This window comes from Paenibacillus sp. FW126-R14 (genome assembly GCF_058789495.1).
On the sequence record NZ_JBYTBS010000028.1, the window covers coordinates 62,472 to 89,464 of the forward strand.

A 26,993-nucleotide genomic window follows, 5' to 3' on the forward strand; every position below is an offset into this window, starting at 1 on the left:
AATGCGAAACCTGTGTCGGCCTTTATTATATCCGTGCCGCCTAGTGACATATATAATCATCTGCTTAGTTTCGCTGTAGATAGCAGTGTTTGAAGCGCTTTCAAAACACGATCTGAGCTAATGATTATGCTGTAATTAACATAAAATGAGGCTGTCCCGAGGCTACCCCGGTCATTTCTATGACTTGTGGGACAGCCTTTTGTGCAATTATGCTTCTGCGGTCGATCGAATAGAGGGAAAAATTACCTCTAAATTGACTGCAGATGCTCATCAGATCCATTTAGCCGGAAAAACTCCCTCTACTTGCACCGATTTCGTGTGAATATACTGAATCCGGTCAAAATAACGGGAGGTTTTCCTTCTAAACTCCTTGCGAGGGCATCATTCGAACAGTTAGAGGGAGATTTTCCCGTTAGCTTACCTCGTCTTGAGGAGTATCATCATGCAACTTATCAGCAACTCTCCGGATCCCGATGGGGCAAGAATATACTTGCTTTGATGTCGGATTTTATCGTTATATGTTGTAATTTGTGAGAAGTTTGAGAGAGGCACTTGGTATAATTTAGGTGATATGTTCGAGAGCAGGGACATGTTTGGAAAGGTTTTTGCTTGAAGTGAGTTTTAAAAAGAGGAAGAGAGGTTGTTGATGGAATGATTAATAAACAAAGGAAGAAAAGCGTATCTGCAGCTTTCATGAGCTTCATGTTGGTTGCCCTTTCTGTGCTTCAGTTAACTGCTGGCGGGAGTTTCGCGTTTGCGGCAGATGGAACATGGACGGACATTACCGGTTCGGAAAGTTTTTCTTCTCCTTCAAGTATAGCCGTAGACAGCAGCGGAGCTGTATATGTGGCGGATTACGGTCACGCCAAATTAAAAAAATTGTCGAGCGGCAATTGGAGCGATGTTACCGGATCGGGAGGCTTTAGCGGAGTCGTTGGCGTTGCCGTAGACAGAAACGGAGATGTCTATGTAGCCGATAACTCAGGGAAAAAAGTGAAAAAACTGTCGAATGGCAGTTGGATCGACATTACGGGATCCGCTGGTTTTTCAAATCCTGTTGGCATAGCCGTAAGTCATAGCGGTGATGTTTATGTGGTGGATAGCATCGCAAACAAAATTAAAAAATGGTCGAATGGCAGTTGGACGGACATTACAGGATCGGTAGGCCTTTCCACTCCTTTTGGCGTAGCTGTAGACAATAACAACAATGTATATGTCACGAATTACAGCAGTAACCTAATCAAAAAGCTGTCGAACGGCAGTTGGACAGACATCACCGGATCGGGGGGCTTTGCCTCTCCATTTGGCATAGCAACAGACAGCGCCGGTGATGTATATGTGGCAGATTCCGGACATAACAAATTGAAGAAACTGATGAATGGCACTTGGACGGACATCACCGGAACAGGGGGGTTCTCCTCTCCTTGGGGCGTAACTGTAGATAGCAGTGGCGATGTGTATGTGACGGAATCCAACGGCAGGCAAATTAAAAAAATTACCCCTTCCGTCACTAGTGTGAACATCAGTCCAAGCAGCGCAAGCGTCCTGCAAGGGGACAGCCAGCAGCTAACAGCAACCGTTGCTACGGCTGGGGGTGCAGCAGCGACGGTCGTGTGGTCGAGCAGCGATACAACCAACAAAGTTACAGTGGACAACACAGGCAAGGTTACTGTTAACGCGAATGCTGAGGCAGGGGATTATACCATTACGGCAACATCAACGGTCGATAGCAGTAAAAAAAAATCAGCTACGATTACCGTCACAGAACCGTTTACTTATACGATTGCTGCAATACCGAATCAAACGCTGAATGCACTTATACAAGGCTATTCATCAGGCTCACAGGATAAGAAAACCGTCTATATAACCAATACCGGCACCGGTCAATTGACGAATCTGTCTGTAGCAGCCAGCGGCACGAACGCCAACGATTTTGTGATCACACAACCCAGTGAAACGTTAAGCAGCGGTGCGCCTGCAACCAGCTTTACGGTAATGGCGAAAGCCGGCTTAGCGGCAGGCACGTACACGGCAACACTCACGGTATCCGCAGACAGATTGACTCCAGTGACGTTTACCGTGACCCAAGCCGTGAACTTGCCCGATGCTCCTGCCAATCCGCAGAACCTTACGGCCGTAGGGGAAGATCGTCAGGCAGCGTTAAGTTGGGAGACGGTAACAGGAGCGACATATTACAATCTTTATATGGCGAATGCTCCTGGTCAATTTAGTGACGAATCCGTTGCTACCGTGACTTCTACAACCTATCTCGTGCAGGATCTGACGAATGGCACTGCCTATTATTTCATGGTAAAAGCGGGCAACTTGGGAGGCTTGAGCGCGGACTCAAATCAAGCTAGTGTGACGCCTGCAACGGTTCCGGCAGCACCAACAAATATTTCGGCGGTCGCTGGAAACGGACAAGCGACTGTCACCTTTACGCCTCCAGCCGACAATGGGGGCAGCGCGATCACAGGATATGAAGTCACCTCTTCGCCGGGAAATGTCGTCATAACCGGATCGGCAAGCCCAGTTACGCTCACAGGCTTGACGAATGGCACGAGTTATGTGTTTACGGTGAAAGCGATCAATGAAGCAGGGAAAAGTGAGCCTTCCACTGAATCAAATGCGGTTTACCCTCAAGCGCCATCCAGTGGAGCATCCAGTGAAGCATCAGAGAATTCAAACATTGGCGTAGATGTATTATTCAATGGAAACGTGGAGCGCATTGGAACCGCAACGTTCTCCAAACGAAACGACCAAACTGTCACAACGGTAGTGGTTGATCAGAAGAAGCTGACGGATAAGCTCGCGACAGAAGGTCAACATACGGTGGTCACAATTTCAGTGAACACGAAGTCCGATGTGGTCGTTGGTGAGCTGAACGGTCAGATGGTGAAAAGCTTGGAAAACAAGCAAGCCGTTCTAGTGATCAAAACCGATCGTGCAAGCTATACGATTCCGGCGCAACAAATTAGTATCGATGCCATAACCGAGCAAATTGGCAAGTCGGCAGCCTTGCAAGACATCAAGGTGCAGATAGAAATTGCCGCAGCGACAGCGGATACGTTGAAAATGGTAGAGAATGCGTCAGCCAAGGGGACGCTCACGCTAGTCGTTTCGCCAATGAACTTTACGGTAAGAGGCATCTACGGAGATAAAGCTATTGAAGTATCGAAGTTCAATGCTTACGTGGAGCGAACTCTTGCAATTCCAGACGGCGTTGACCCGAAGAAGATTACTACAGGAGTGGTCGTTGAAGCAGACGGAACCGTCCGCCATGTGCCAACGAAGCTTGTTGTCATCGACGGGAAGTATTACGTCAAAGTGAATAGCCTGACCAACAGTATGTACTCGGTTGTTCAGCATTCTGTCGAGTTTGCCGATGTCGCGCAGCATTGGTCGAAAGATGCGGTGAACGATATGGCGTCACGGATGATATTGACGGGTGTTGATGCAGCACGCTACCAACCAGATGCATCGATCACCCGCGCTGAATTCGCAGCCATTATTGTGCGGGCGCTGGGACTTGCCGACAACGGGAAAATCTCTGCATTCAGTGACATACAATCTGGCAATTGGTACGTTGGCGCAGTAGCGAAAGCGCAGGAGTACGGCATCATTAATGGATATGAGGACGGGACATTCCAACCGAACCATACGATCACACGCCAAGAAGCAATGGCGATGATGGTGCGAGCGATGAAATGGACGGGACTTAACGGAAGCGTCAGTGGTGCAGAAGCAGAATCCGCACTTGCGTCGTTTACAGATGGATCGGCGGTAGATGCATGGGCGAAGCAAGCAGTCGCTGCGGCGGTGAAGAGCGGACTGATCAAAGGCTCGGAGACAGGACTGAATCCGACGAGCCGCATCACGAGAGCGGAGACGGCGGCCATTGTTCAGCGGATGCTGGAAAAAGCCCAATTGATCGACGACAGAAAGTAATCCAGCCAAAAAGAGGCTGCCCAAAAGCTAAAAACTTTTGGGCAGCCTCTTCGTTGTTTTTTAGTCACTTATTGATTAATCCTGCCTTCTGCAGCATTCGGTATAAGAGCACAGTCGTCTCTGCACGCGTCAATGATTGTTGCGGACGCAATTCATCCCCGTACCCCTGCACCAAACCATCGTGAATGGCTATCCGGATAGCGTCACTCGCCCAGTCGGCAATTTGATCATGGTCCGCGTAAGAGGCTAAATCCACTTTTACTCCCTCAGAGCTTGTTGGAGCAGTGGCTCCTGCCAATCGCAGGGCTCGAACGATCGTTACAATCGCTTCTTGCCGCGATACCTTCTGATCAGGCCTGAACGTACCCGCTCCAACACCATCCATAATACCGTATGCCTTCACTGCTACTACAGAACCACTGTACCAGCTCGAATCACTTACATCCTGGAATCCTGCACGCCCACCCTCTTCCGGCAAGCCCAAAGCTCTAGCCAGCAAGGCGGCAAGTTCAGCCCGAGTAATTTCCGCTTTAGGGACAAAACGGCTTTCATCTGCTCCTTGCACAATCATTCGGCGATTCAGATCGCTAATTTCCGCTGCGGCCCAATGCCCTTGGATATCGGTTAAATGGGTCACTTGGTCCACTAACATATAAGTGCTATTCGTAAGACTGCGAATCTCAGCAGCTTGGCGCCCTGCAACTTTAGTAAACTTCGTTGGTACAGGACGTATACCTAGCTTTTGGTCCCAAACTGCCGCTGTAGCAGGCTTTCCTACAAAGTCCGGTGGCAAGAAAATAACTCTTTCTATATAACGGTTAAAACGCGTAAGCTCTTTTTTCTCACCCTGGCGCACTGCATACACATGAAATTGAACAGGATCCCCGACCAGCTGGAATTTGCCTTTTTTCGCTGCCTCTTGCAATCCTGAAATCTCTTCACTATGGCTGTGCTCGATCATGATTTGCACTTCCGCATTGTTAGCCCAGCCGGATTCCTGGCTCGCCACTTCACTTAGCGGCAAGCGATATTGGCCCTGAGACGTTTCGAAAAGAATCGTAACTGCCTTCTTAGCAAAAAGCGAGATTGCTTCACTTGGAAGCCGCAGCACTGCTTTGTCCGTCTTCTCCTCGATGGAAATCGAAAGATTCATTTCGGTCTCCGTGGGTAGCGAATCGAGTACCTTCTTAAGGGTTTCCGCATTTAAAAGAACATCGATAAACTTCACACCGTTCGTATCCGTTTGAAGCGTCGCAATGCCAGACACTCCTTGAGCATTGATCCAAATCATAGGCGAATTGCCGGTTGAAGGCGAAGCACCATTTGAAGAAGACGTTGAATCGGAATTATGGCTCTCTTTTGTACGAATCACGTACAGCATATACGTTTTAACGGCTCCATCTTGCGCTTTGACCGTAACCTCAAAAGAGTTCCTGCCTATCGCAAGGGGAAATTCGCTTGTCATCAAGTTGCTGGTGATCTGCGATCCGTTCACATATACGGCCGAATAAACATCCGACGGTGTCAACTGCATGGTCAAACCATATACCGCTTGACTGACATTAACCGTACTGCTCGTTATCGCCGGGTCAAAATGAAACAGGATCGTGCCGCCCAAACCTGTAAGCTGCCAGTCGGTCAAATTCGCGTTGCTGCTGAGTGGCATCATATTGCGGATGTCAATCAGGCTAACATTGGCATTACCCGCCGTATCGGCCACATAAACCGAATAGATCCCGTTTTCTTGTACGACAAAATGGTCATTTATCTCCGTACCCTGGTCAGCAAAGTACGAGCTGGGATGACTGCCTGCCGCCCACTTCACCGAAGAGACACCATTAAAATCGCCGTATGCATAAGTACTTACAGTAACGGTCACGCTTCCGAAGGTTGGCTCAATCGGATTCGCTTGTAATGTAATATGCGGAGGCTGATCGTACGTAAACGCAATATTTACATTTTGATTTAACGAGTGACCGCTCGCTGCTTCCCTGGCAAAATAAGTCACGGTTTCCGCCATTGTATTGCTTACCGTAAATACCGCTCGACCCTCAGCATCAGTCGGCCCGTAAACATCCGTTATAACGGATTGCCCGCCATTTGCTTGAAGCAGCACCCGTTTGCCTGCAATCGGATGATCATAGTCGTCTTTGAGCTTAACGAAAATTGTGGATTTGCTGCTGCCATCAGCGCGTACAACCAAATCGCTCGCCGTCATCGTGGAACGGGAAATGCTAACCTCACCGAGCACAAACTGGACGGTGGCCGTCGATGCGATCACGCCGCCACCGACACTGGCACTGATCGTCGCATTGCCCACTGTCGTTGGAGCCGTCAGCGTCGCTTGATATGTGCCGTCCTGATTGTCCGTCACGGTGCCTACCGTGCCTAGCGTCGAGGTGACGGCTATCGTCGAGCCTCCGCTCGTTAGCGCGTTGCCCTGCGCGTCTTTCAGCTTCACGGTCACCGGCGTTTGAGCAGCGCCATCGGCGGTAAGCGTAGTGTCGCCCGCTTCTACCGTGCTATTTGCTGTCGATGCCGCTCCCGGCACGAACTGCACGCTTGCCGTCGACGCAATACCGCTGCCTCCGACACTGGCGCTGACCGTCGCATCGCCTACTGTCGTTGGTGCCGTCAGCGTCGCCTGATACGTGCCGTCCTGATTGTCCGTCACGGTGCCTACCGTGCCTAGCGTCGAGGTGAGTGCTACCGCCGCGCCTCCGCTCGTCAGCGCGTTGCCCTGCGCGTCTTTCAGCTTCACAGTCACCGGCGTTTGAGCAGCGCCATCGGCGGTCAGCGTGCTGCTGCCAACTACCACAGTACTTTTGATCGTCGACGCCGCCCCCGGGACGAACTGCACATTCGCCGTCGACGCGATCCCGCTGCCTCCTACACTGGCGCTGACCGTCGCCGTTCCCGTCGTCGTCGGAGCCGTCAGTGTCGCCGTATACGTGCCATCTCCGTTATCCGTCACCGCGCCTACCGTGCCTAGCGTCGAAGCGACGACTACCGTCGCGCCTCCGCTCGTCAACGCATTCCCCTGCGCATCTTTCAGCTTCACAGTCACCGGCGTTTGAGCAGCGCCATCGGCTATCAGCGTGCCGCTGCCAACCGATATCGTGCTTTTAGCCGCCGACTCCGCCCCCGGCACGAACTGCACATTCGCCGTCGACACGATCCAGCTGCCTCCGACACTGGCGCTGACCGTCGCCGGTCCCGTCGTCGTCGGAGCCTTCAGCGTCGCCGTATACGTCCCGTCTCCGTTATCCGTCACGGCGCCTACCGTGCCTAACGTCGACGCAATCACTACCGCCGAGCCTCCACTCGTCAGCGCATTCCCCTGCGCGTCTTTCAACTTCACAGTCACCGGCGTTTGAGCAGCGCCATCGGCGGTCAGCGTAGTGCTGCCAACCGATACCGTACTTTTCGCCGCCGATGCCGCTCCAGGTACAAACTGCACATTCGCCGTCGACTCGATCCCGCCGCCTCCTACACTGGCGCTGACCGTCGCCGTTCCCGTCGTCGTCGGAGCCATCAGTGTCGCCGTATACGTGCCGTCTCCGTTATCCGTCACCGCGCCGACCGTGCCTAACGTCGACGCGATCACTACCGCCGCGCCTCCGCTCGTCAGCGCATTCCCCTGCGCGTCTTTCAGCGTCACAGTAACCGTCGTTTGACTGGCCCCGTCTGCTACAAGCCTATTATTAGCAATCGTAACCTTACTTTCATCCGGAGAAAGCGAATAATCTGGGATCATGTACGTCCTGAACGTAAAGTCATATCCAGCAGTCGACGATCTCCCCCTAGGATATGGATTCCCTCCGAACGTGTACCATCCAAAACCCGCAGATCCCCCGTTTTCTGTCGAGACAACCATTCTGTATGTCAAGTTTCTCTTCAAATAGGGCGGTGCCCCGGAGAAATCAATGGATATCCAGCCTGCTCCCAGAATCGCCAACTGTGATGCAAGCGGCGTCGATAGATCGGTTTCCTTGAATATACTTACCTTCAAGGCTCCGGTTGCGCCATAAGAGCCTGCTGAATAGATTTCCACTCGGCTCAAATTACCGGAAAAACCGGGCTCAAATGTTTGAAATTTCGGAGAGTCCTTATTCACCCAATTGTTCCCCTCATAATTATTCTGCGCCTGATCCAGAACTTCCGCACCCGCTGCCAAAAGATACCCGCCCGGTAGCAGGCCAAATGCAACCATGAATATTAGCACCATAGCAGTCCATCTCTTATTTCGCTTGTAAACTTTCATCTGTATCCTCCATTTAAAAATGTCAACTTAAGAAAAAAGTGCATCCCCCTACAACGAGCGCCACTACAAAAAAAATGCCAAAAAACCACTTTGTGAATCTGAGACTGAGGCCAGCACCATCCCACCAAGCATTAGCAAAAATAATAACGCCAAGAATAAGCATGCAAAAAAAAGCGATAAAGGCATTCTCCACGTTCATCCACTCCAAACCTCACTAAAATAATTGGCTTTGAAAATTCATTCGTTGTGATCATAAAATAAAGGAAAATACTTCGTTTTTCTATACCAAAAAAGGAGTATTTTATAAAAAAACTCATCCTGCGACTGGCGTTCTACCTCCATAGAGGTATGGTGTTTTCAGGTATACAGCTTTAATATGATATCGATAGATTTTCCTTGACTCTTTTTGTCGGATTGTGTCATTACGATCTGTAATATGAACAGCACTTCTATTACAATAAGAGGTAATCCTAGTAAGTCGATGTTAGAGGTGTTCGAATATGAAAGTGCACGATAGCGCACAAACACTTAGGGAATACATGGATGCACAAACCAGCATGAAACCGACTGTCTTTCTTACAGTTGCTAAAGCCATTGCGGGTTGCGTCCGAAAACTTCATCAACAGCAAACTATTCATCTCGATTTGCAGCCAGAGCAGTTCATCGTACTTGCAAATGGGTCAGAGGCTTATTTGAGAGATTCAGCTTATGCTGTGCATCGCTCGGAGAAGGGATATGTCCGATTGCCCGGATACGGCATTGTCGAAGCCGGTTTGCCTTATTGCTCGCCTGAGCATACTGGCAGAATGATGCGGACGGTAGACGAACGCAGCGATCTTTATTCCTTAGGCGTTATTTTTTATGAAATGCTGGCCGGCCGACTTCCTTTTATTGCCGAAGACCCGCTGGAATGGGTGTATATGCATCTGGCACAAAGCCCTCCTCCAATAGCTAATTCACGAACACCTTTGCCTGACGGCCTAGCATCCATCGTTATGAAGCTTTTGGAAAAAAATCCGGATAACCGCTACCAAAATGCCGACTTTCTCATCGCTGATTTGGATAAAATCGGACACGCCCACGATACATTCATCCTGGAGCCGGGCTTTCATGGCCGGGAGCATGAAATTTCAGTGTTAACACAAGCCTTTTATTCCACTTGCATCGGTTCAACCGAAATGGTTTATGTGTCGGGCGAAGCCGGTATCGGAAAGACAAGCTTGATCGATGAAGTGTTTCGAAAACTGCAGCATTCACAAAACTTTTTCTATATGACCGGAAAATTTGAGCAAATCTCGATGGAGAGCCCCTATCATCCGATTATTCAAGCTTTTCGCGGATTAATGCGGCATTTGCTCGGGGAACGAAAAGACCAGTCCGAACTTCGGAAGCGCAAACTGCAAGAAGCTTTGGGTGCAAACGCCCCTGTCATTACAGCGATTATTCCTGAAGCCGAACTGCTGTTAGGCGCTGCGCCTGCTGTAGAAGAGCTTCCTGCCAATGAATCGAAAAAACGGTTTATTTATGTTTTTCGCAAATTTGTGCAAGCACTGGCGTCTAAAGAGCATCCCCTCGTCCTGTTTATCGATGACTTGCAATGGGCCAATGCATCGTCTCTTCAACTCATTCATGCGCTGCTATGCGATCCGGAATGCCAATATTTCATGTTTATTTGCGCGTATCGGCATACAGAAACAGACCGAAGCACGCTGCCCGGGTACGAGACGGATGGGAGCGTTACGGATCAAGCGGTTGTCCGTCACCTACACCTGTCTCCTCTAAGCCTTACACAAATGAATCATGTCGTAATGGAAATATTGAATATCCAAGACGCTAATTCCACACTGTCCTTGACGGAACTGCTGTACCACAAATCAGGCGGCAATCCGTTTCATTTCAAACAAATATTGCTTAGGCTGAATGACGATCATGTCTTGCTCTATAACCAAGAGAAGCAAATCTGGCAGTGGAATGTGGGGCAATTGATCGAGCGGGAACCCAGCTACGCCATTAACGATTTGATGGCTCACAGACTGTACCGTTTGTCCAAAGATGCCCAAGATTTGCTCAAAATTGCCGCATGTATAGGGAGCACCTTTCATTCGCAGTTGATAGCCCGCGTGGCGAACCGAGAAATAGCGGACATCGCGCCGGAATGGTCCACAATAGAAGGTGAAGGCCTGATATTGCCTTTGGAAACGGATAAATTCCGTTTTACGCACGATAGCATACAGAAGCTGATATACAACCAGACGGACGCTGAATCCAGACAAACCATTCACATCCGAATTGGCAGATGCATGAGCGAGCATGACGCCGAATACGAAGGCATCTCATTTGAAGCTGTTAATCACCTGAATCAAGGCGCGAGCCAGATCAAGGACAAACAACAGCTGCTCCAGCTCATCAAAATGAATCTCGATGCAGGGAACCGTGCCAAAGCTTCCTCGGCCTACGATATTGCCTTGGGTTATTTTGGAAAAGGGGCCCAGCTGCTCACTTCGGATGACTGGGATACTGAGTTCGAGCTTTGCTTTGAATTGCACGCCCAAAAAGCGGAGTGCGAATATTTATGCGGCAACCCTATGAAGTCCGATCGGGAAATCGGTTTCTTGATCGGTATCGCGCGCAATCCGGTCGAGCGGAGCAGGGTGCAAATGATCCGAATTATGCAGCTTATTAACCAGGGAAAATATTTGGAAGGTACTGCTCTGGGCCTTGAAAGCTTAAAAGAGCATCACGTCATTATTTCTCCCCATCCAAGCAAGTTCATGCTCATGATGGAAGGGATTCGGATTGAGATATTGCTACGCAACCAATACGATGCACTTGCCCATATGGACGATATGTCGGATAAAGAGCGGATATCTGCGATGAATCTGATTTTTGCGATTATTCCCTCCACTTTCTTTACGAATAAAAATGTTTATTTTCTGCTCATCTGCAGGGCCATTCAACTCTCGCTTAAATTTGGAAACACCCCCGTTTCCGCAGCCATCTATTCCGCTTATGGCATGCTTTTAGCAATTGCCTTCGGCAAATTCGATAAGGGCTACGCCATTGGCAAAGTAGGAATGGAAATTTCCGAACGGTACAACATCAATACCGTTAAAAGCCAAACCTATACGATGTTCGGCGGGGTCCTTTGCCAATTTGCCGGAAATGCCCGCGAAGGGGACGCTTATTTGGCTAAAGCGCTTCGTTGCGGTATGGATGCGGGAGATTATGTGTTTGCCAGCTATGCCATCGGCGCGCATATCAATTCCTTGTATACGCGAGTATCATTAAGCGAATTAGCAAGAACGATTGCAGACTATATGGCCGTGCTGGATACGACTAATGATGAATTTGTAAAACAAAACTTTTATTTATATCAGCAACTTATACTCGCGCTTCAAGGCGAAACGGCTGCGCCGGACTCATTCGACAGTCCCGGCTTTGAAGAAGAAGCCTTTTTGAACCGGATTTATCAAGAAGAAACTTCTGCTACTACGCTCTTTCAATACAACACGTATAAAACCCAGCTTTGCTATTTGCTAGGAAAACATGAAGATGCCATCCGCTGGGCTGAACAAGCGAAGCCATATGAGGCTTACGCCACTCATTTGCCTCATTTGCCGCAGAGCCTATTTTACGAATTGCTGGCTAGGACGGCCGTATATTCGCAAGCAGCAAACGGATCGAAACAACAAAAAAGCTTGGTTCGAGGGCTTCGCCGTTTTCGAAACTGGGCTCAATGGAGTCCGATGAATTATCGATCCAGGCTTTATCTCCTTGAAGCCGAATTGGCCCGTGTCTCCGGCGAATCGCTGAAGGCCGAGGAAATGTATGACAAAGCGATCCGTGAAGCGAGAGAACAAGGCGAAATGCAGGTGACCAGTATAGCAGGCGAGCTCGCGGCCAACTACTACTGGCGTCATGCCAAGAAAAAAACGGCACTATTTTACTTGCAAGTGGCTGTTCAGGGGTATAAACAATGGGAAGTCCATGTGAAAACGGCACAACTGGAGGCACGCATGCTGCTTTGGCAGCAGCAAGAGGATGCCGAACTGAACAATGAAAGCGCACAGATATCGGCAGGTCCATTTGATGCAGATCAGACGACTGGAGCCACCGCTCTTCGGAGCGAGAGCCCTTCTATCGACAGCGTAGATCTCGCCGCGATCCTTAAAACAACACAGGCCATGACCAATCATGTGGATATGGATACGGTGCTAGCAGAAATCATGCGTACGATCATGAAGCATGCCGGGGCAAGCAAAGGGGCTCTGCTGACGGGCAGCCATGACACGCTTACGATTCAGGTGTATGCGGATTCCGAGGCGCAAACCGTCTCCTCTCCTGCAGAAATGACCGACAGCTCCCTTTTGCCTGAAGGCATCATCCGATACGTCTTTCGTACCCGGGAGAATATCCATTATAGCGGAGGAGAAGAAAGTTGGCTGATTCATAATCCGTATATGGCCAAACACCGGCCGCAATCGGCTCTCTGCCTGCCTGTCACAGTTCATGGCACGATGCTCGGCGTGCTTTATCTTGAAAATAAACTGGCAAGCGGGGTTTTTGGAGAAGATCGCATGGCTGTTCTGCTCGCTATGGCGTCGCATGGCATTTTGATGTGTGTGCTGCAAAGCTCCGCCGAACCATCTTTGACGGAACCGGGTTTGGACGAAGAAGATCAGCCATCGCCGAATGCGATCGAAGAACCGCTTACAGACCGTGAGCTGGAGGTACTTGCCTTATTGGCGGCAGGATTGTCCAATAAGGAAATTGCCGATCACCTGATCATCGCCGTTGGAACAGTGAAGGTTCATGTAAAAAATATTTTTGCCAAATTAAAAGTCAATCGGCGCACAAAAGCAATAGCTCAGGCTAAGGAGCTGAAACTGCTGGATCATGGCATGTGACATGTTCAGCAGTTTTTTACTTGTTCACGACTTTTAATGTTGGAAAACGCTTAGCGATAATGCAATAAGGATGATCGAACTGTTAGGAACAAAGCAACCGCTGGTGGAAGGAAATCCCAACTATATGTCGAACTTGAAAGATGAAAGTAATAAATACTAAGTACTATGTTACTAGTTCTCTAGTCCTGAAGGAGGTAGGAAGGAACCTACTATGATCTGCAAAATACCTTTCGAAAAAAAGGAGGCCTTTGCCACCAGCAACGCTACTAAGAGGGGTTCACGTTCGCATGAAAAATCTTGCTTGATGGGCAGTATTCGAAGCTTCTTAAATACATAACGGAGATGATAACGTGTTAAATAGAAAAGCAAGCAGCCTGTTCCTTATCCTATTCCTATTCTTCAATATTTCCACATCCGCTCATGCCGAAAATGTCAGTCAAATAATCGGTGACAACAATACCGTTGTGTTTGTGGATCTGACACAAAATTACGATTGGGCGAAGGAAGCGATAAGAAACTTTGCGCAGCAAGGAATCGTTTCAGGCGTTGGCGATGGCAAATTTGCTCCCGATGAAATGGTTACAAGAGAGCAATTTGCAAAAATGCTTGTGTTAACCTTTCACGCGGCGCTGACTTCACCTAAAGAACCTACTTTTGCAGATGTTCCGCAGGATAAGTGGTCCAATCCTTATATTGAAGTAAGTAAGGATTTTCTTACGGGTTATGCCAATCCGTTTGGCGGTAAGATGAGCTTCCACCCTGAAGAGGCGGCTACTCGCGAGGATATTGCAGTGTCGCTAATCCGAATAATGGGCCTTTCCGATCAAGATGTCAACGATCCCAATTATGCAAAACATGCTTTCAACGACGCTTATAACATTTCACCCGGACTATTAAAATATGTGAGTATTGCGGCTGAACGTGGACTGATCAATGGCTATGAAGATGGTACATTCAGACCTACAAAAGGGATTACTCGCGCCGAAAGTGTTGTGTTGTTAAATAGAGCTACGAAACAAGCCGTATCGTCAGCATCGGAGGAATTGGATGTATCCGCTTCAATCATCACTGGCCAAGACCCTAGCGAAGTGACCCTTTCCATTAAAGCGGAAGAAGGAACGAAGATAACAGTAGACGGTGAAGCCTTAAGGATGGACAAAATGGGGAATGGATCCATCGGGGGTATGGTGCTGTATTCATTCGAAGAAGAAGGAACGAAGACATTTAGGATTGAGGCAGTAAAAGGCGCAAAGAGGAAGATGCTGGAGAAAACAGCTAAATACCAGATTCTAGGCCCTGTTCTAAACGTCACTCAAGCTCCAGCGAGCTCGGATATCAATTCCGCCACCATCAAAGGCACCGTGTCCGACAAAAATGATAGCAATCCTACTGTAACCATTAACGGAAAAGATGTCGGAGCCTACTACGGCAGTTTCGATAAAACGGTCAGCTTGGTGGAAGGCGAGAACAAATTCACCATCGTGGCGACGAACAAATTAGGGAAGTCTACAACGGTAGAGAAAACCATTACCTTCGGAGCCGGGGTACCCACACTCAACATCACTCAAGCTCCAGCGAGTTCGGATATCAATTCCGCCACCATCAGAGGCACCGTATCCGACACTAATGATAGCAATCCTATTGTAACCATTAACGGAAAAGATGTCGGAGCCTACTACGGCAGCTTCGATAAAACGGTCAGCTTGGTCGAAGGCGAGAACAAATTCACCATCGTGGCGACGAACAAATTAGGGAAGTCCACAACAATAGAGAAAACCATTACCTTCGGAGCCGGGGCACCCATACTCAACATCACTCAAGCTCCAGCGAGTTCGGATATCAATTCCGCCACCATCAGAGGCACCGTGTCCGACGCTAATGATAGCAATCCTATTGTAACCATTAACGGAAAAGATGTCGGAGCCTACTACGGCAGCTTCGATAAAACGGTCAGCTTGGTGGAAGGCGAGAACAAATTCACCATCGTGGCGACGAACAAATTAGGGAAGTCCACAACGGTAGTGAAAACCATCACCTTCGGAGCCGAGGCACCCATACTTAACATCACTCAAGCTCCAGCGAGCTCGGATATCAATTCCGCCACCATCAGAGGCACAGTGTCCGACAAAAATGATAGCAATCCTATTGTAACCATTAACGGAAAAGATGTCGGAGCCTACTACGGCAGCTTCGATAAAACGGTCAGCTTGGTGGAAGGCGAGAACAAATTTACCATCGTGGCGACGAACAAATTAGGAAAGTCCACAACTGTTGAGAAAACCATCACCTTCCTAATTTCGGCGCCTCAAATCACCTTTACCAACATGCCGGAAGTAACGAATCAGAAAACTCTGTCCCTGCAAGGTAATATTAGAGACAATGACAGTAATGTAAAATTATATATCAATGATCAGGAGGTCAGTTTGGATTATCGTAAAAATTTCTCGAAAACCGTTACACTTTCTGAGGGTGATAACTCATTCGTGTTCAGAGCGGTAAATAGCTACGGCAAATCCACTTCTGTTGTTAAAACGACGAAATATACAGAACCTGTGCCATCCAAGCCCTAAGACGGCAACATTCACACTGTTATAAGCAAAACGTATAAACGAGTTCAAGCCGCTGCCCTTTTGGGGGTAGCGGCTTTTATTTGTAATAAAAAAGTTATGGTGGTTATTTAGCGCTTTGTAGGCCCCTAGAATGACTATTTAAATATAAAAGGCTCATCCCGATAAGGATGAGCCTTTTTCCCACTTTTTTAACCCCAACCTACTCCACCGTCACACTCTTCGCCAAGTTCCGCGGCTTATCAACATCATTCCCACGCGCCAAGGACGCATAGTAAGAAAGCAACTGCAGCGGAATAACCGACAGTGCAGGCGATAAAACATCCAGCGTCTTCGGAATCACGAACGTACTGTCTACAGACTTCTGAAGCTCTTTCTCGCCTTCAACGGCAATACCCAGCACATTCGCGCCGCGCGCTTTAACTTCTTTAATATTGCTCACCGTTTTCTCAAGCAGCTCATGCTGAGTTCCGAGCGCAATTACAGGAATACCATCCTCGATCAACGCCAGCGTACCGTGCTTCAACTCACCTGCCGCATAAGCTTCAGAGTGAATGTAGGAGATCTCTTTCAGCTTCAGCGAGCCTTCCAAGGCCACGGCATAATCCAAGCCTCTACCGATGAAGAAGAGGTTGTCATGCTTAGCCATCTCTTCCGCTACAGCTTTGAGATCTTCTGCTTGAGCCAGAATCTCTTCTACTTGCGCAGGCAGCTCTTTCAATGCTGTAATCATCTCGGCGATTTCCGCTTCCGTTTGCGTGCCGAGTGTTTGAGCCAAATGAATACCGAGCAAATAGAACGCAATCAACTGGGACGTGTAAGCTTTTGTCGAAGCTACGGCAATCTCTGGCCCTGCCCAAGTTGTAATAATATCATTCGCTTCGCGAGCGACGGAACTTCCGACTACGTTCGTAATCGCCAGAACGTGCGCGCCGCAACGCTGCGCTTCACGAAGAGCAGCCAGCGTATCTGCGGTTTCACCGGATTGGCTAACCACAATGACAAGCGTATCTTTCGTGATAATCGGGGAACGATAACGGTATTCGGAAGCAACATCCGTTTCAACCGGAATACGCGCCATTTTCTCAATCACGTATTTCCCAACCATACCTGCATGATACGCCGTACCGCAAGCAACAATATGCACACGGCTGATATTGCGAATCGCTTCAGCTGTGATGCTCAGCTCGTTCAGTACGACCTGACGTCCATCCGGTGAAATACGGCTGCCCATCGTATCGCGGTAAGCTTTCGGTTGATCATAGATTTCTTTCAGCATAAAGTGATCAAATCCGGCTTTTTCGGCCGTAACAATGTCCCAATCGACATGAAACATTTCCCTGGAAATAAAATTCCCTTCCAAAGTCATTAATTCGACACCATCACGCGTCAACAGCGCCATTTCGCCATCATTTAGGATAAACACATTCCGCGTATATTCGAGAATTGCCGGGATATCCGAACCAATGAAGTTCTCGCCTTCGCCGATACCGATAATCAAAGGACTTGCCTGACGTACCGCAACAAGGCGATCCGGTTCATACTCCGTCAATACGCCAAGCGCGAAAGCGCCTGTCATTTGTTTAACGGCTTTTTGAACGGCTTTGAGGATATCGCCTTCGTATAAGTCAGCGATCAGGTGAGAAATCACTTCCGTGTCTGTTTCGGAGACAAACTGATGGCCTTTCGCCGTAAGCTCTTCTTTCAGGGTAATGTAATTCTCGATGATTCCGTTATGCACAACGGAGAACTTCAGCGAATTATCCGTATGCGGGTGCGAATTGACATCCGACGGTTTGCCGTGTGTCGCCCAACGGGTATGCCCGATTCCAACGCTGCCGTTCAGAGGAGTCTCTTCCAGCTTGGATTCAAGATTTGCAATGCGGCCCTTTGCCTTCTTAATTTCCAGACCCTTCGCCGTATACACAGCTAAACCTGCAGAGTCATAGCCCCGATATTCGAGCTTTTTCAACCCATCCAGCAAAATTTCCTGAGAATTACGCTTTCCAATATAACCAACGATTCCGCACATAGTGTAGTACCTCCATAGTTTTATGAGCCTCTTCAACAAGGGCTATTTTTCAAAGATCCATAACAAAAAAACAATATATAATCGTAAACCGATAAGTTCGCATGAAAAATAAAAGATGTTGGATACTTGTCAGCCCGGTCGCCCAAGCGTTTTTGCTCTCCAACTTAACGGCAATCCTCTTGCCGGAAGGTCCCCGCCGAATGTTTCGAACACCTTCACCTCGTCAACTCACCTGCGTAGTAGCAGCTCTTACTACATTCCCGTTCCGCCTGCGAGTTCTGGCGCTATTTGTATATGAACAACCTCTACCCTGCCTTTCCTTCTTGAGTAAATACATCATATTCATTTTTCAGTCATCGTGCAACTAATTTTTTCTATCAAAATCCCCATATTCGCCCAAAAAAAGCGCAAAATAGCGCGAAAAAACACGAATGGGACACATCGATGATCCCCAAAAAGTAAGGAGCCTCCTTAGAGAACCCCCCTTACTTTCAGGGAACCCATAAAACGGCCTCTAGCCTCTATACCAACTGCTCTTGAATGACCTTCGCAATATCATGCACATAGGCTTCAACTTGTTCCTTGTCCGGCCCTTCAGCCATGACGCGAATCAAGGATTCCGTGCCCGAAGGACGCACCAGCACGCGGCCGTTATCTCCAAGCTCATCCACCACTTTGCGAATCGCTTCTTCGATGACCGCATTATCCTTCAGCTTGCTCTTGTCCGCTACGCGTACATTCACGAGCAGCTGCGGGAACTTACGCATAATTTCTTTAAGCTCACTCAGTTTACGTCCCGATGCTACGACGGTGTTCACCAACTGCAGCGCAGTGAGAATGCCATCTCCGGTTGAGATGTAATCAAGGAAAATGACATGACCCGACTGCTCCCCGCCTAGGTTATAGCCGCCTTTGCGCATCTCTTCCATCACGTAGCGGTCGCCTACCGCGGTTTGCAGCGCCTTAAGACCCGCTTTTTCAATCCCTTTGAAAAAGCCGATATTCGCCATCACCGTCGTCACAATCGTGCCGTGGTTCAGCTTTCCTGCGCGGTTCAGCGCATCGCCCAAAATGCTCAGGATGAAGTCGCCGTCGACTTCCTCGCCTTTTTCATCGATCGCGATCAAACGATCCGCGTCGCCGTCAAAAGCAAGCCCGATGGCTGCGCCATGTCTCACCACTTCTGCGCGAAGCTTCTCAGGGTGCGTGGAGCCGCAATCATCGTTGATATTGCGTCCATTCGGCTCCGCGCCGATGGTGATCACTTCCGCTCCCAGCTCGCGGAAAATCATAGGCGCCAGCTCGTAAGCCGACCCATTCGCGCAGTCGAGCACTACCTTGTATCCGGCGAAAGACTCGGAAACCGTCTCTTTCAAGAACGCCAGATAGTCAAGCTTCGCGTCCGGGCTGTCTGAAACCGTGCCGATCTCGCCGCCAACCGGGCGAGGCAGCTCGTCGACAGCAGCGTCTAGCAGCTGTTCAATTTCAAGCTCCGTCTCGTCAAGCAGCTTGAAGCCGTCGCCGCCAAAAAACTTGATGCCATTATCCTCAACCGGATTATGGGAAGCGGAAATCATAACGCCCGCATCCGCTCCGAGCTTCTTCGTTAAATAAGCCACCGCAGGTGTACTAACAACACCGATGCGAATTACCTCCACGCCAATTGACAATAAACCTGCTACAAGGGATGCTTCCAGCATAGGTCCCGATATGCGCGTATCTCTCCCGATTACGACCTTCGGATGCTTGGCCTGTCTCGTTAAAACATAACCGCCGCAGCGGCCAACCTTATAAGCTAATTCTGGTGTCAGTTCGCCATTAGCGACGCCGCGTACACCATCCGTACCGAAATATTTCCCCATGTCTCTATTCTCCTCTTTTTCTCTTCCCATTATGGATTTGTTGCTTTAGTTGTTGAATTTGCTGTTGGATTCGTTGTTGGATTTGCTGTTGGATTAGCCGGCGCTTTCTCGCTGATTTCTACAGTCGCCTTCACGTCTTGCTGCGATCCTAGCTTCACATACGTTGGAAGGTTCAAGGCGACCTTCAGCTCATGCTTCCCTGGCGGCAAATTGCTTATATCCAGAATAGCCTGAACGTCCTGTACCTTCATTTGTTCAATGATGGCAGGCGCCCCCTCAACCTGTATGTTCAGCTGAGCCGACTCGGGCGTAGTTACCTTCGTCACATAGTTTTCATTGCCACCGATAATGGTGATTGGGACATTTTCCAAAGTTCTGGTGATGGACGGAACGATCTCCACCTTCACCGTAACTTTCGCAGGATCCAGTTGTGTTACTTTATTCCTCAAAGGAATGTCCAGTGAATATTCTTTCGTTTCCTTCACATCTTGAACGTTCAGCTGCGGCCCTTGATAGAACTCCAGCCGGTCGACAACGTCCTGAGTCCCGTACACGGTAACTTTGTCCGGAGTTTGCGTAACCATGGATATCGCATAGCCTTTCGGCGGCTCCCCGCTAATTTTCAATTGCAGCGGTATCGTTTGGAACGGACTTGTAATCGGAACCTCGACATCGACCACTGGCGGATTCATATTCACCGTCACTTCTTTACCGTCTTTATCGAATGCTTGCAGCTTAACTTGCTTCGTGACGGCAGACTGGGCCTTATCGACGGATACCTCGCCGCGCACATTCTCGATCTGATCAAGCTTGCTCGTCTGGGCGGTAATATAAACCTTATTAGGCTTTACGATCGGCTGACCGGCTTTTAGCCCTGCTGAAGGGGTGCCTTTGACATTGATCACGACAGGCACTTCTTTCATCTGCAGCTCTTCTATGATGACGTGAACCGTTCTTGGGACTATTTGAACATCAACGTCGGATGGAAAGCCAACCGGTTTTAAAGTAAGCTGATGATCTCCTTTGCCTACTTGGGTCAAATCAAGTTCAATCTGATACGTGTTGCTGGTTGTTACCTTTTTGACCGAAGATTCCTTGCCGCTCAGGATAACCTGAACATTCGATGGAGCCATCGACGAGATGTGATAATGCGTTTCATCGTATTTCGTCGTAATGGCCACATTATTAATCGTTTCTTCCCGCTGTCTGAGAGGTGAGCTTCCGGATATATTCGTCTCTTCCAAGTGCACAACTACCCACAGCAAAATACTAATGACAAGCGCCACAATGCGCACAACATTCGTATTACGCAACCATTTATCCATTCGAACGGCCCCTCCATTTCAAGAAAGGGTTCTTCTCATTTGTCTTTGCTTTCGGCTTAAGCTCTTCGAACAATTTGGCGATCAAGGATTCTTCTTTAATATCCCGCACAATATGACCGTTCATTGTCAAAGAGATCTGGCCGGTTTCCTCGGAAACAATAATACACATGGCATCGGAAACCTCGCTCATGCCAATCGCGGCGCGATGCCGCGTGCCAAGCTCCTTGGAGATGAAGGGATTCTCCGACAAGGGCAAATAACAACCGGCGGCCATAAGCTGCCCTTGACGGATAATAACAGCTCCATCGTGCAGCGGTGTATTAGGAATGAATATATTGATCATCAGCTCCGCACTGATCTTACTCTCTATGGCAATGCCCGACTCCACATAATCTGTCAGGCCGGTCTCTTTCTCAAAAACAATCAGAGCTCCTATCTTTCGTTTGGCTAAATAATTCGCAGCCCGGATCACTTCACTGATGCGTTTGTTGACATCCTGATCTTCTTCGCTTGAGGAGCGGCTAAACAGCTTACCGCGGCCTAATTGCTCCAAGGCTCGTCTGAGCTCCGGTTGAAAAATAATAATAACGCCCAAAACCCCAAACGTGAAAGTTTGATTCATCATCCACTGCAGCGTACTGAGTTTAAACCAAATACTAAACACCCATGTTATGACGACAACAAGAATACCTTTCATGAGCTGAATGGCTCTTGTCCCACGCACCAACAGGATCAGTTTATAAATCACATAGCTAACGATCAGAATATCTACGATATCCTTAGCCGAGATGCTCGTGAGTAAGTCCATTTATTATTCTCCCCCAGGCGACTGAACACAGTGATCTCTCTATACCTAGAATCATAACATAATCCTAGATATACTTCTATTTTTCTCTCTTTATCAGAGTGTTTCCCAGTTGATTTGGTTCAATGTACTCAAAAAAAACGTCCCCCTAGGCTCAAAGCCAACGGAAGACGTTGCGGGCTAATGCGATAGCATCCCTACGAATTCGTTTATTTTGTACCAAACCCAACCTAGAGCTTCATTCACCTGTGTAACTTGCCCCGAAATATGCGCGGTAGATGCCAAATTAAGCGTGCCGTCAATCACAGTCAAGTTGCCCGTTACATCGCCTTCCACCTTGAGCGTACCCCGTTGGACAACGAGATCGCCTTGTACAGTATGGCCCTGCGGAACGATAACCGTATCCCCTTGGATAATCACATCCTGAAGATTGCTTCCCTTCACCATCAAGCTCGTGTCGTCATTCCACATGGCCATGAAGCTGCCGAACATGACAACACCAAAAACAACCGCTACCGATGCGGCAGGATGCCTGCGAATAAAGTCCATCCAGCTATTTCTTTGCTTCATTGGAGGCAGTCCGCTCATAATCTGTGCTGTCAGCGTATCAGATGCTTTCACAGGAGGGAGCATTCTAACAAGCGCTTCTGTTTTCTCTAATTGTTTGAATAAAGCATGACAGGTCTGACAAGCAATCAGATGTTCCTTCAACAGCCGAGAGTCCGATCCTTGCAGATCACCGTCTAGATATTCATGTATGAGCGGGAGGGCTTCTTTGCAATTCACCGGGCAGCCACCCCTTTCTTAGACTTTTGCATGTTGTGGTATACCATACGTTTGGAATTCGAATATGTTTCAACGAGGAACAGGATTTGTGCTGGCATTTTTCTCCTCCTGCTCTATGCTTTTACGCAAGTATTCTCGCCCTCGATGAACCCGCGTTTTGATTGTCGTTACAGGCATGTCCAGCACCTCGGAAATCTCCTGGAGAGACATATCCTGCAGATAACGCAAAATGACGATTGATTTATATTTCTCCGGCAACGTCTCAATGGCTCTTCGAATCTGTTCCTGCGTCTCTGATACAATAATCTGCTTTTCAGGCGTGTCATCCTGACTAGGCAGCATCGTATAGAAGTCATTGCCTTCCCCGTCCGGCATTTCCGCGTCTAAAGAATACGTATTCTTCCTTCTGCGAAGCTTATCGATACACAGATTCGTGCCAATTCGAAAAATCCAAGTGGAGAACTTCTGATTCTCATCATACCGGTGCAAATTCGTATATACCCGCAGAAACGTCTCCTGCACCGCATCCTCGGCTTCTTGTTTGTTATTCAGCATGCGGTAAGCCAAGTGAAAGATCTTATCCTTATAGAGCTCTACAAGCTCTGCAAAAGCATTCCGATCCCCATTCCTGGCTAGTTTAGCCAGTCGTGCTTCAACAAAATTCAATTCGATTTCCTCCGGCTTCTTAGGCAATTCGTCTCTCTTCTAAATACATACGCAGAAAATTGCGTTTTGTTTTCAGAAATATCGATACCAACCAAATCAATCCTATCCTTACCCATTGTAACCTATTTACAGGCTCCTCAATAATGAAAATATGTTGAAGGGCAAATTGTCTATGAACAGAAAAAGTCGGGCAGCACTCGATATACGAGGCCCCCGACTTTCTCAATATGTTTATTAGAATATCAGCCCGTATTTCTCAGTCCGGCTGCAATTCCGTTGATCGTGAGCAGCACTTCACGCAGCAGAATCGCATCATCTTCATTGTTATCACGCAGTGCGCGAAGCTCTGTAAGCAGTTCAACCTGCATGTAGCTTAGCGGATCAACATACGGGTTGCGAAGACGGATAGACTCTTGAATAACAGGAACATTATCCAAAATCTCCTGCTGCCCTGTTATTTGCAAAATAATCGATGAAGTTAATTCATATTCTTCCCTAATGAGGTTGAAAATACGCTCTGCAATCACTGATTCCTTCACCAGGTTCCCGTATTCCTTAGCAATTTGCAGATCTGCTTTGGCTAGCGCCATTTGCAAATTATCAATCATCGTACGGAAGAATGACCAATCTTCATACATTTCTTTCAAAATGTCCAGATTAGCTGCTTTCCCTTGATAAAAGCTTTGCAAACCTGTACCTGCCGCGTACCATGCAGGAAGCAGATAACGCGTTTGCGTCCAAGAGAATACCCATGGGATCGCACGCAAATCTTCGAATCTGTCGCTATTTTTACGCTTGGATGGGCGTGAACCGATGTTCAGCTCGCCGATTTCAGGAAGCGGTGTGGATTCTCTGAAGAACGTTAAGAAATCCTCGTCTCTGAAAATAAGATCCTGATACTTCGTCTGCGCTTGCTCCGAAATACCGCGCATAATGGTCTCCCATTTGTCTTCTTGGGAAAGTCTTTGCGGTGAACGTGACAGCTTGGAAGCTGTAATCAGCGCAAATGTAGCTTGCTCTAAGCTCCGGTAGGCAATTCCTTGCAAGGAATAGCGGGAGGACAATACCTCGCCTTGCTCCGTAATCTTAATGCCTCCGCCAAGCGTTTCAACCGGCTGCGCTAGGATACTGCGGTTGAGCGGCATTCCGCCACGTCCCAACGCACCGCCGCGGCCGTGGAAAAACTTCAGCTTCACGCCAAATTTTTTCGCAGCTTCCGTAATGTCCTGAAGCGCCATGCGAAGCTCCCAGTTCGCTGTGATCACGCCGCCGTCTTTGTTGCTATCCGAGTAACCGAGCATGATTTCATGCAATTGTGTAACCGGATCAAGGCTGGCACGGTAAGCAGGAATAGCTAACAACGTGCTCATAATGCCAGGCGCCGCGTGCAAGTCGTCAATCGTTTCAAAAAGAGGAACCGATTGAAGCGTGCTCGTCACAGAGCCATCGCTCTCCTTGCGGTATAAGCCTGCTTCTTTCGCAAAAACAACAACCTCCAACAGATCGCTAGCCCCTTGCGTCATACTAATAAGGTAGCTGTTGATACAGTTGCGGCCAAATTCCTTTTGCGCTTCGCCTACTGTACGATAAACGTCCAGGCATTCCTTCGTGCCTTCCGAGTAATCCAGATACGTTGAAGTGATTGGTCTTGGATCATTCAGCACATCAGTTAGAAGAGATATTTTCTCCTCTTCAGACAGCTTGCTGTAATCGCTGGTAATGCCCATTTTCGCCAAAATTTCCGTCATGGCTGATTCATGCTCTTTACTGTGCTGACGGATATCCAGAGCAGCTAAGTGGAAGCCGAACAGTTCGACTTGACGGATCAGCTTTTTAATATATTTGTCTGCAACATAATCTGCAAAATGCGATCTCAAACTGGCATCGATAATTTGCAAATCATGAATAAATTCTTCTGGGCTGTTATATTTCTGGCTCGTCGGCACGTTAGGATTGCCTGTATTGTGAACCTTTTCGATCATATAGGTTGTTTTGATACGGTACGGCTCTTTCTCATTGCGCCAAACGTCTTGCACATTGCCAAGCACTTCGCGATCGCTCTGGATGGAGTCCAATAAAGCATCGCTGACAGTCACAATGTTTTTGCTGAAGCTCATGTGCTCTAAGGTATCCTTCAGAACTTCTTCATACTTCTGCAGAGCCAACTGACGGTGCAGCCCTAATGTCTCCCATGTTACATTGGCTTTAACTGAAGGGTTGCCATCCCGGTCTCCGCCGATCCATGATCCGAATTTCAAGAAAGACGGCACATGCCAAGTATCCTGCGGATAATATTTATTTAAGCAGCGTTCCAGCTCATGATAAATCTCCGGCAATACATCGAACAATGTTTCGTCAAAATAGTACAATCCATTGCGAACCTCATCGATTACCGTCGGTTTGCGATCACGCAGCTCGTCCGTCTGCCACAGATTCAGAACCTCTCCAAGCAGTTTCTCGCGCAGTTGTTCACGCTCACGAGAAGTCAGCATCGGATTATCCAGCTTCATCATATCTTCAGAGATACGCAGATTAATATCAAGAACCGCTCTGCGCATAGCTTCCGTCGGATGTGCGGTCATCACGAGCTCCAAGGAAATCGCCTTAAGAATTTCTTGCACTTCTTCAAAAGGGACATGATTGTTTTTCAATTCCTGTACGATGCTTTCAATCGAACCAGGTTGTACCGATTCACCGGACGAACGCTCGTAATCTCTTTTACGGCGAATCCGATGATTCTGCTCGGCAATATTAACTAACTGGAAGTAAATAGCGAAAGCCCGGATCACTTGATGACGAATTTCCGGATCTAGCGAAGAGATCGTTTTCTTAAATTCATCATAGATTTCGATTACATAGTGTGCTCTTAAAGACTTACTCATCTCACGAATTTTCTCAACAACATCAAGTAGATCTTTACCGCCCTGATGCACTAGAACTTCGCCTAGGATGTGGCCCAAGAAGCGTACGTCCCTGCGCAGCAGATTATTCGTTCCTTGCTTTTGTAGGCCGATTACATTCTCTAACATAACTCTCCACCTCATCTATTCACTATGTTGCATTAATGCTTCTCTCTATAAAAGCTAGACGCTAGAAAAACTCTTCAGAATATTTTACCACAATCCGCCCATTGCATATAGTACTTAAAATAAAAAAAGACTCTCGGAAGGCCTGGTAATTAATGTATGCTGGTAATGGACACTTGTTCTTTCTCAGCGATGGTCTTCTCTTCCCTCCCGAGCAAACAAAAAAGACCACCCTGAGGTGATCTCTTTTGTTTAAAGCGGGTGATGGGAATCGAACCCACGCTACCAGCTTGGAAGGCTGAAGTTCTACCATTGAACTACACCCGCGCGTATATCGGGACGACACGATTTGAACATGCGACCCCCTGCTCCCAAAGCAGGTGCTCTACCAAGCTGAGCTACGTCCCGATACGATGATAACTTATATAAGATGGCGCGCCCTGAGAGATTCGAACTCCCGACCTTTTGATTCGTAGTCAAATACTCTATCCAGCTGAGCTAAGGGCGCTTAAAATTTGGAGCGGAAGACGGGGATCGAACCCGCGACCCTCGCCTTGGCAAGGCGATGCTCTACCGCTGAGCCACTTCCGCAGGGTACCTCAGAAGTATGAATACTACTGAGGATTTAATGCGCGTAGAGGGACTTGAACCCCCACGGTCGCCCGCTAGATCCTAAGTCTAGTGCGTCTGCCAATTCCGCCATACGCGCATCTGTTAAATAAGGCAAATGGTGAGTCATGTAGGATTCGAACCTACGACACCCTGATTAAAAGTCAGGTGCTCTACCAACTGAGCTAATGACTCA

Annotated in this window: 11 protein-coding genes and 6 tRNA genes; 3 read left to right on the top strand and 14 right to left on the bottom strand. The window is 48.3% G+C overall.

The annotated features are described in order from the left end of the window. Positions 1-651 precede the first annotated feature (651 nt). Positions 652-3,948, top strand: a complete 3,297-nt coding sequence (locus tag AC3WRW_RS18385; RefSeq protein ID WP_492547756.1) for an S-layer homology domain-containing protein — start codon at positions 652-654, stop codon at positions 3,946-3,948. Between the two features lie 64 nt (positions 3,949-4,012). Here AC3WRW_RS18385 and AC3WRW_RS18390 read toward each other — a convergent pair whose 3' ends face one another. Beyond that, positions 4,013-8,212, bottom strand: a complete 4,200-nt coding sequence (locus tag AC3WRW_RS18390; protein WP_492547757.1) for an invasin domain 3-containing protein — start codon at positions 8,210-8,212, stop codon at positions 4,013-4,015. A gap of 500 nt (positions 8,213-8,712) precedes the next feature. Between AC3WRW_RS18390 and AC3WRW_RS18395 the strand changes: the two genes are divergently transcribed. Together AC3WRW_RS18395 and AC3WRW_RS18400 are read left to right on the top strand one after the other, a co-directional pair. Then, positions 8,713-13,119 (top strand): helix-turn-helix transcriptional regulator, encoded by a 4,407-nt coding sequence (locus AC3WRW_RS18395; protein ID WP_492547758.1) that lies wholly within the window; start codon positions 8,713-8,715, stop codon positions 13,117-13,119. 350 nt (positions 13,120-13,469) lie between these two features. Beyond that, the gene (locus AC3WRW_RS18400; RefSeq protein ID WP_492547759.1) at positions 13,470-15,689 is read left to right on the top strand and encodes an S-layer homology domain-containing protein; all 2,220 of its coding nucleotides are present in this window, start codon (positions 13,470-13,472) and stop codon (positions 15,687-15,689) included. A 199-nt stretch (positions 15,690-15,888) separates the two neighbouring features. Here AC3WRW_RS18400 and glmS read toward each other — a convergent pair whose 3' ends face one another. The 13 genes from glmS to AC3WRW_RS18465 all read right to left on the bottom strand — a co-directional run bounded on the left by glmS (position 15,889) and on the right by AC3WRW_RS18465 (position 26,992). Beyond that, positions 15,889-17,718, bottom strand: a complete 1,830-nt coding sequence (gene glmS, locus AC3WRW_RS18405; RefSeq protein ID WP_492547760.1) for a glutamine--fructose-6-phosphate transaminase (isomerizing) — start codon at positions 17,716-17,718, stop codon at positions 15,889-15,891. 521 nt (positions 17,719-18,239) lie between these two features. Then, positions 18,240-19,580 carry a phosphoglucosamine mutase gene (gene glmM / locus AC3WRW_RS18410; protein ID WP_492547761.1) on the bottom strand — a complete coding sequence of 447 codons (1,341 nt, stop codon included), beginning with the start codon at positions 19,578-19,580 and terminating at the stop codon, positions 18,240-18,242. A 29-nt stretch (positions 19,581-19,609) separates the two neighbouring features. Beyond that, positions 19,610-20,905: a CdaR family protein gene (locus AC3WRW_RS18415; protein ID WP_492547762.1), complete on the bottom strand. Its 1,296-nt coding sequence runs from the start codon at positions 20,903-20,905 to the stop codon at positions 19,610-19,612. Next, a complete protein-coding gene (gene cdaA, locus AC3WRW_RS18420; RefSeq protein ID WP_171684584.1) occupies positions 20,898-21,713 on the bottom strand; it encodes a diadenylate cyclase CdaA in 816 nt (271 codons plus the stop codon). Before cdaA ends, AC3WRW_RS18415 begins: the two co-directional genes overlap by 8 nt. Positions 21,714-21,890: 177 nt before the next feature. Further along, entirely contained in the window at positions 21,891-22,496 is a 606-nt protein-coding gene (locus AC3WRW_RS18425; protein ID WP_492547763.1) for a zf-HC2 domain-containing protein, read from the bottom strand. 69 nt (positions 22,497-22,565) lie between these two features. Beyond that, positions 22,566-23,162 carry an RNA polymerase sigma factor SigW gene (gene sigW / locus AC3WRW_RS18430; protein ID WP_492547764.1) on the bottom strand — a complete coding sequence of 199 codons (597 nt, stop codon included), beginning with the start codon at positions 23,160-23,162 and terminating at the stop codon, positions 22,566-22,568. A 242-nt stretch (positions 23,163-23,404) separates the two neighbouring features. Beyond that, entirely contained in the window at positions 23,405-26,191 is a 2,787-nt protein-coding gene (gene ppc / locus AC3WRW_RS18435) for a phosphoenolpyruvate carboxylase (protein WP_492547765.1), read from the bottom strand. 253 nt (positions 26,192-26,444) lie between these two features. Continuing rightward, positions 26,445-26,515 (bottom strand) — tRNA-Gly (locus AC3WRW_RS18440). A gap of 7 nt (positions 26,516-26,522) precedes the next feature. Then, a tRNA-Pro gene (locus AC3WRW_RS18445) sits at positions 26,523-26,596 on the bottom strand. Positions 26,597-26,619: 23 nt separating this feature from the next. Continuing rightward, positions 26,620-26,696, bottom strand: a tRNA-Arg gene (locus tag AC3WRW_RS18450). 8 nt (positions 26,697-26,704) lie between these two features. Continuing rightward, positions 26,705-26,779, bottom strand: a tRNA-Gly gene (locus AC3WRW_RS18455). Between the two features lie 38 nt (positions 26,780-26,817). After that, positions 26,818-26,897, bottom strand: a tRNA-Leu gene (locus tag AC3WRW_RS18460). A 19-nt stretch (positions 26,898-26,916) separates the two neighbouring features. Further along, positions 26,917-26,992: transfer RNA gene (locus tag AC3WRW_RS18465), tRNA-Lys, on the bottom strand. Position 26,993 lies beyond the last annotated feature (1 nt).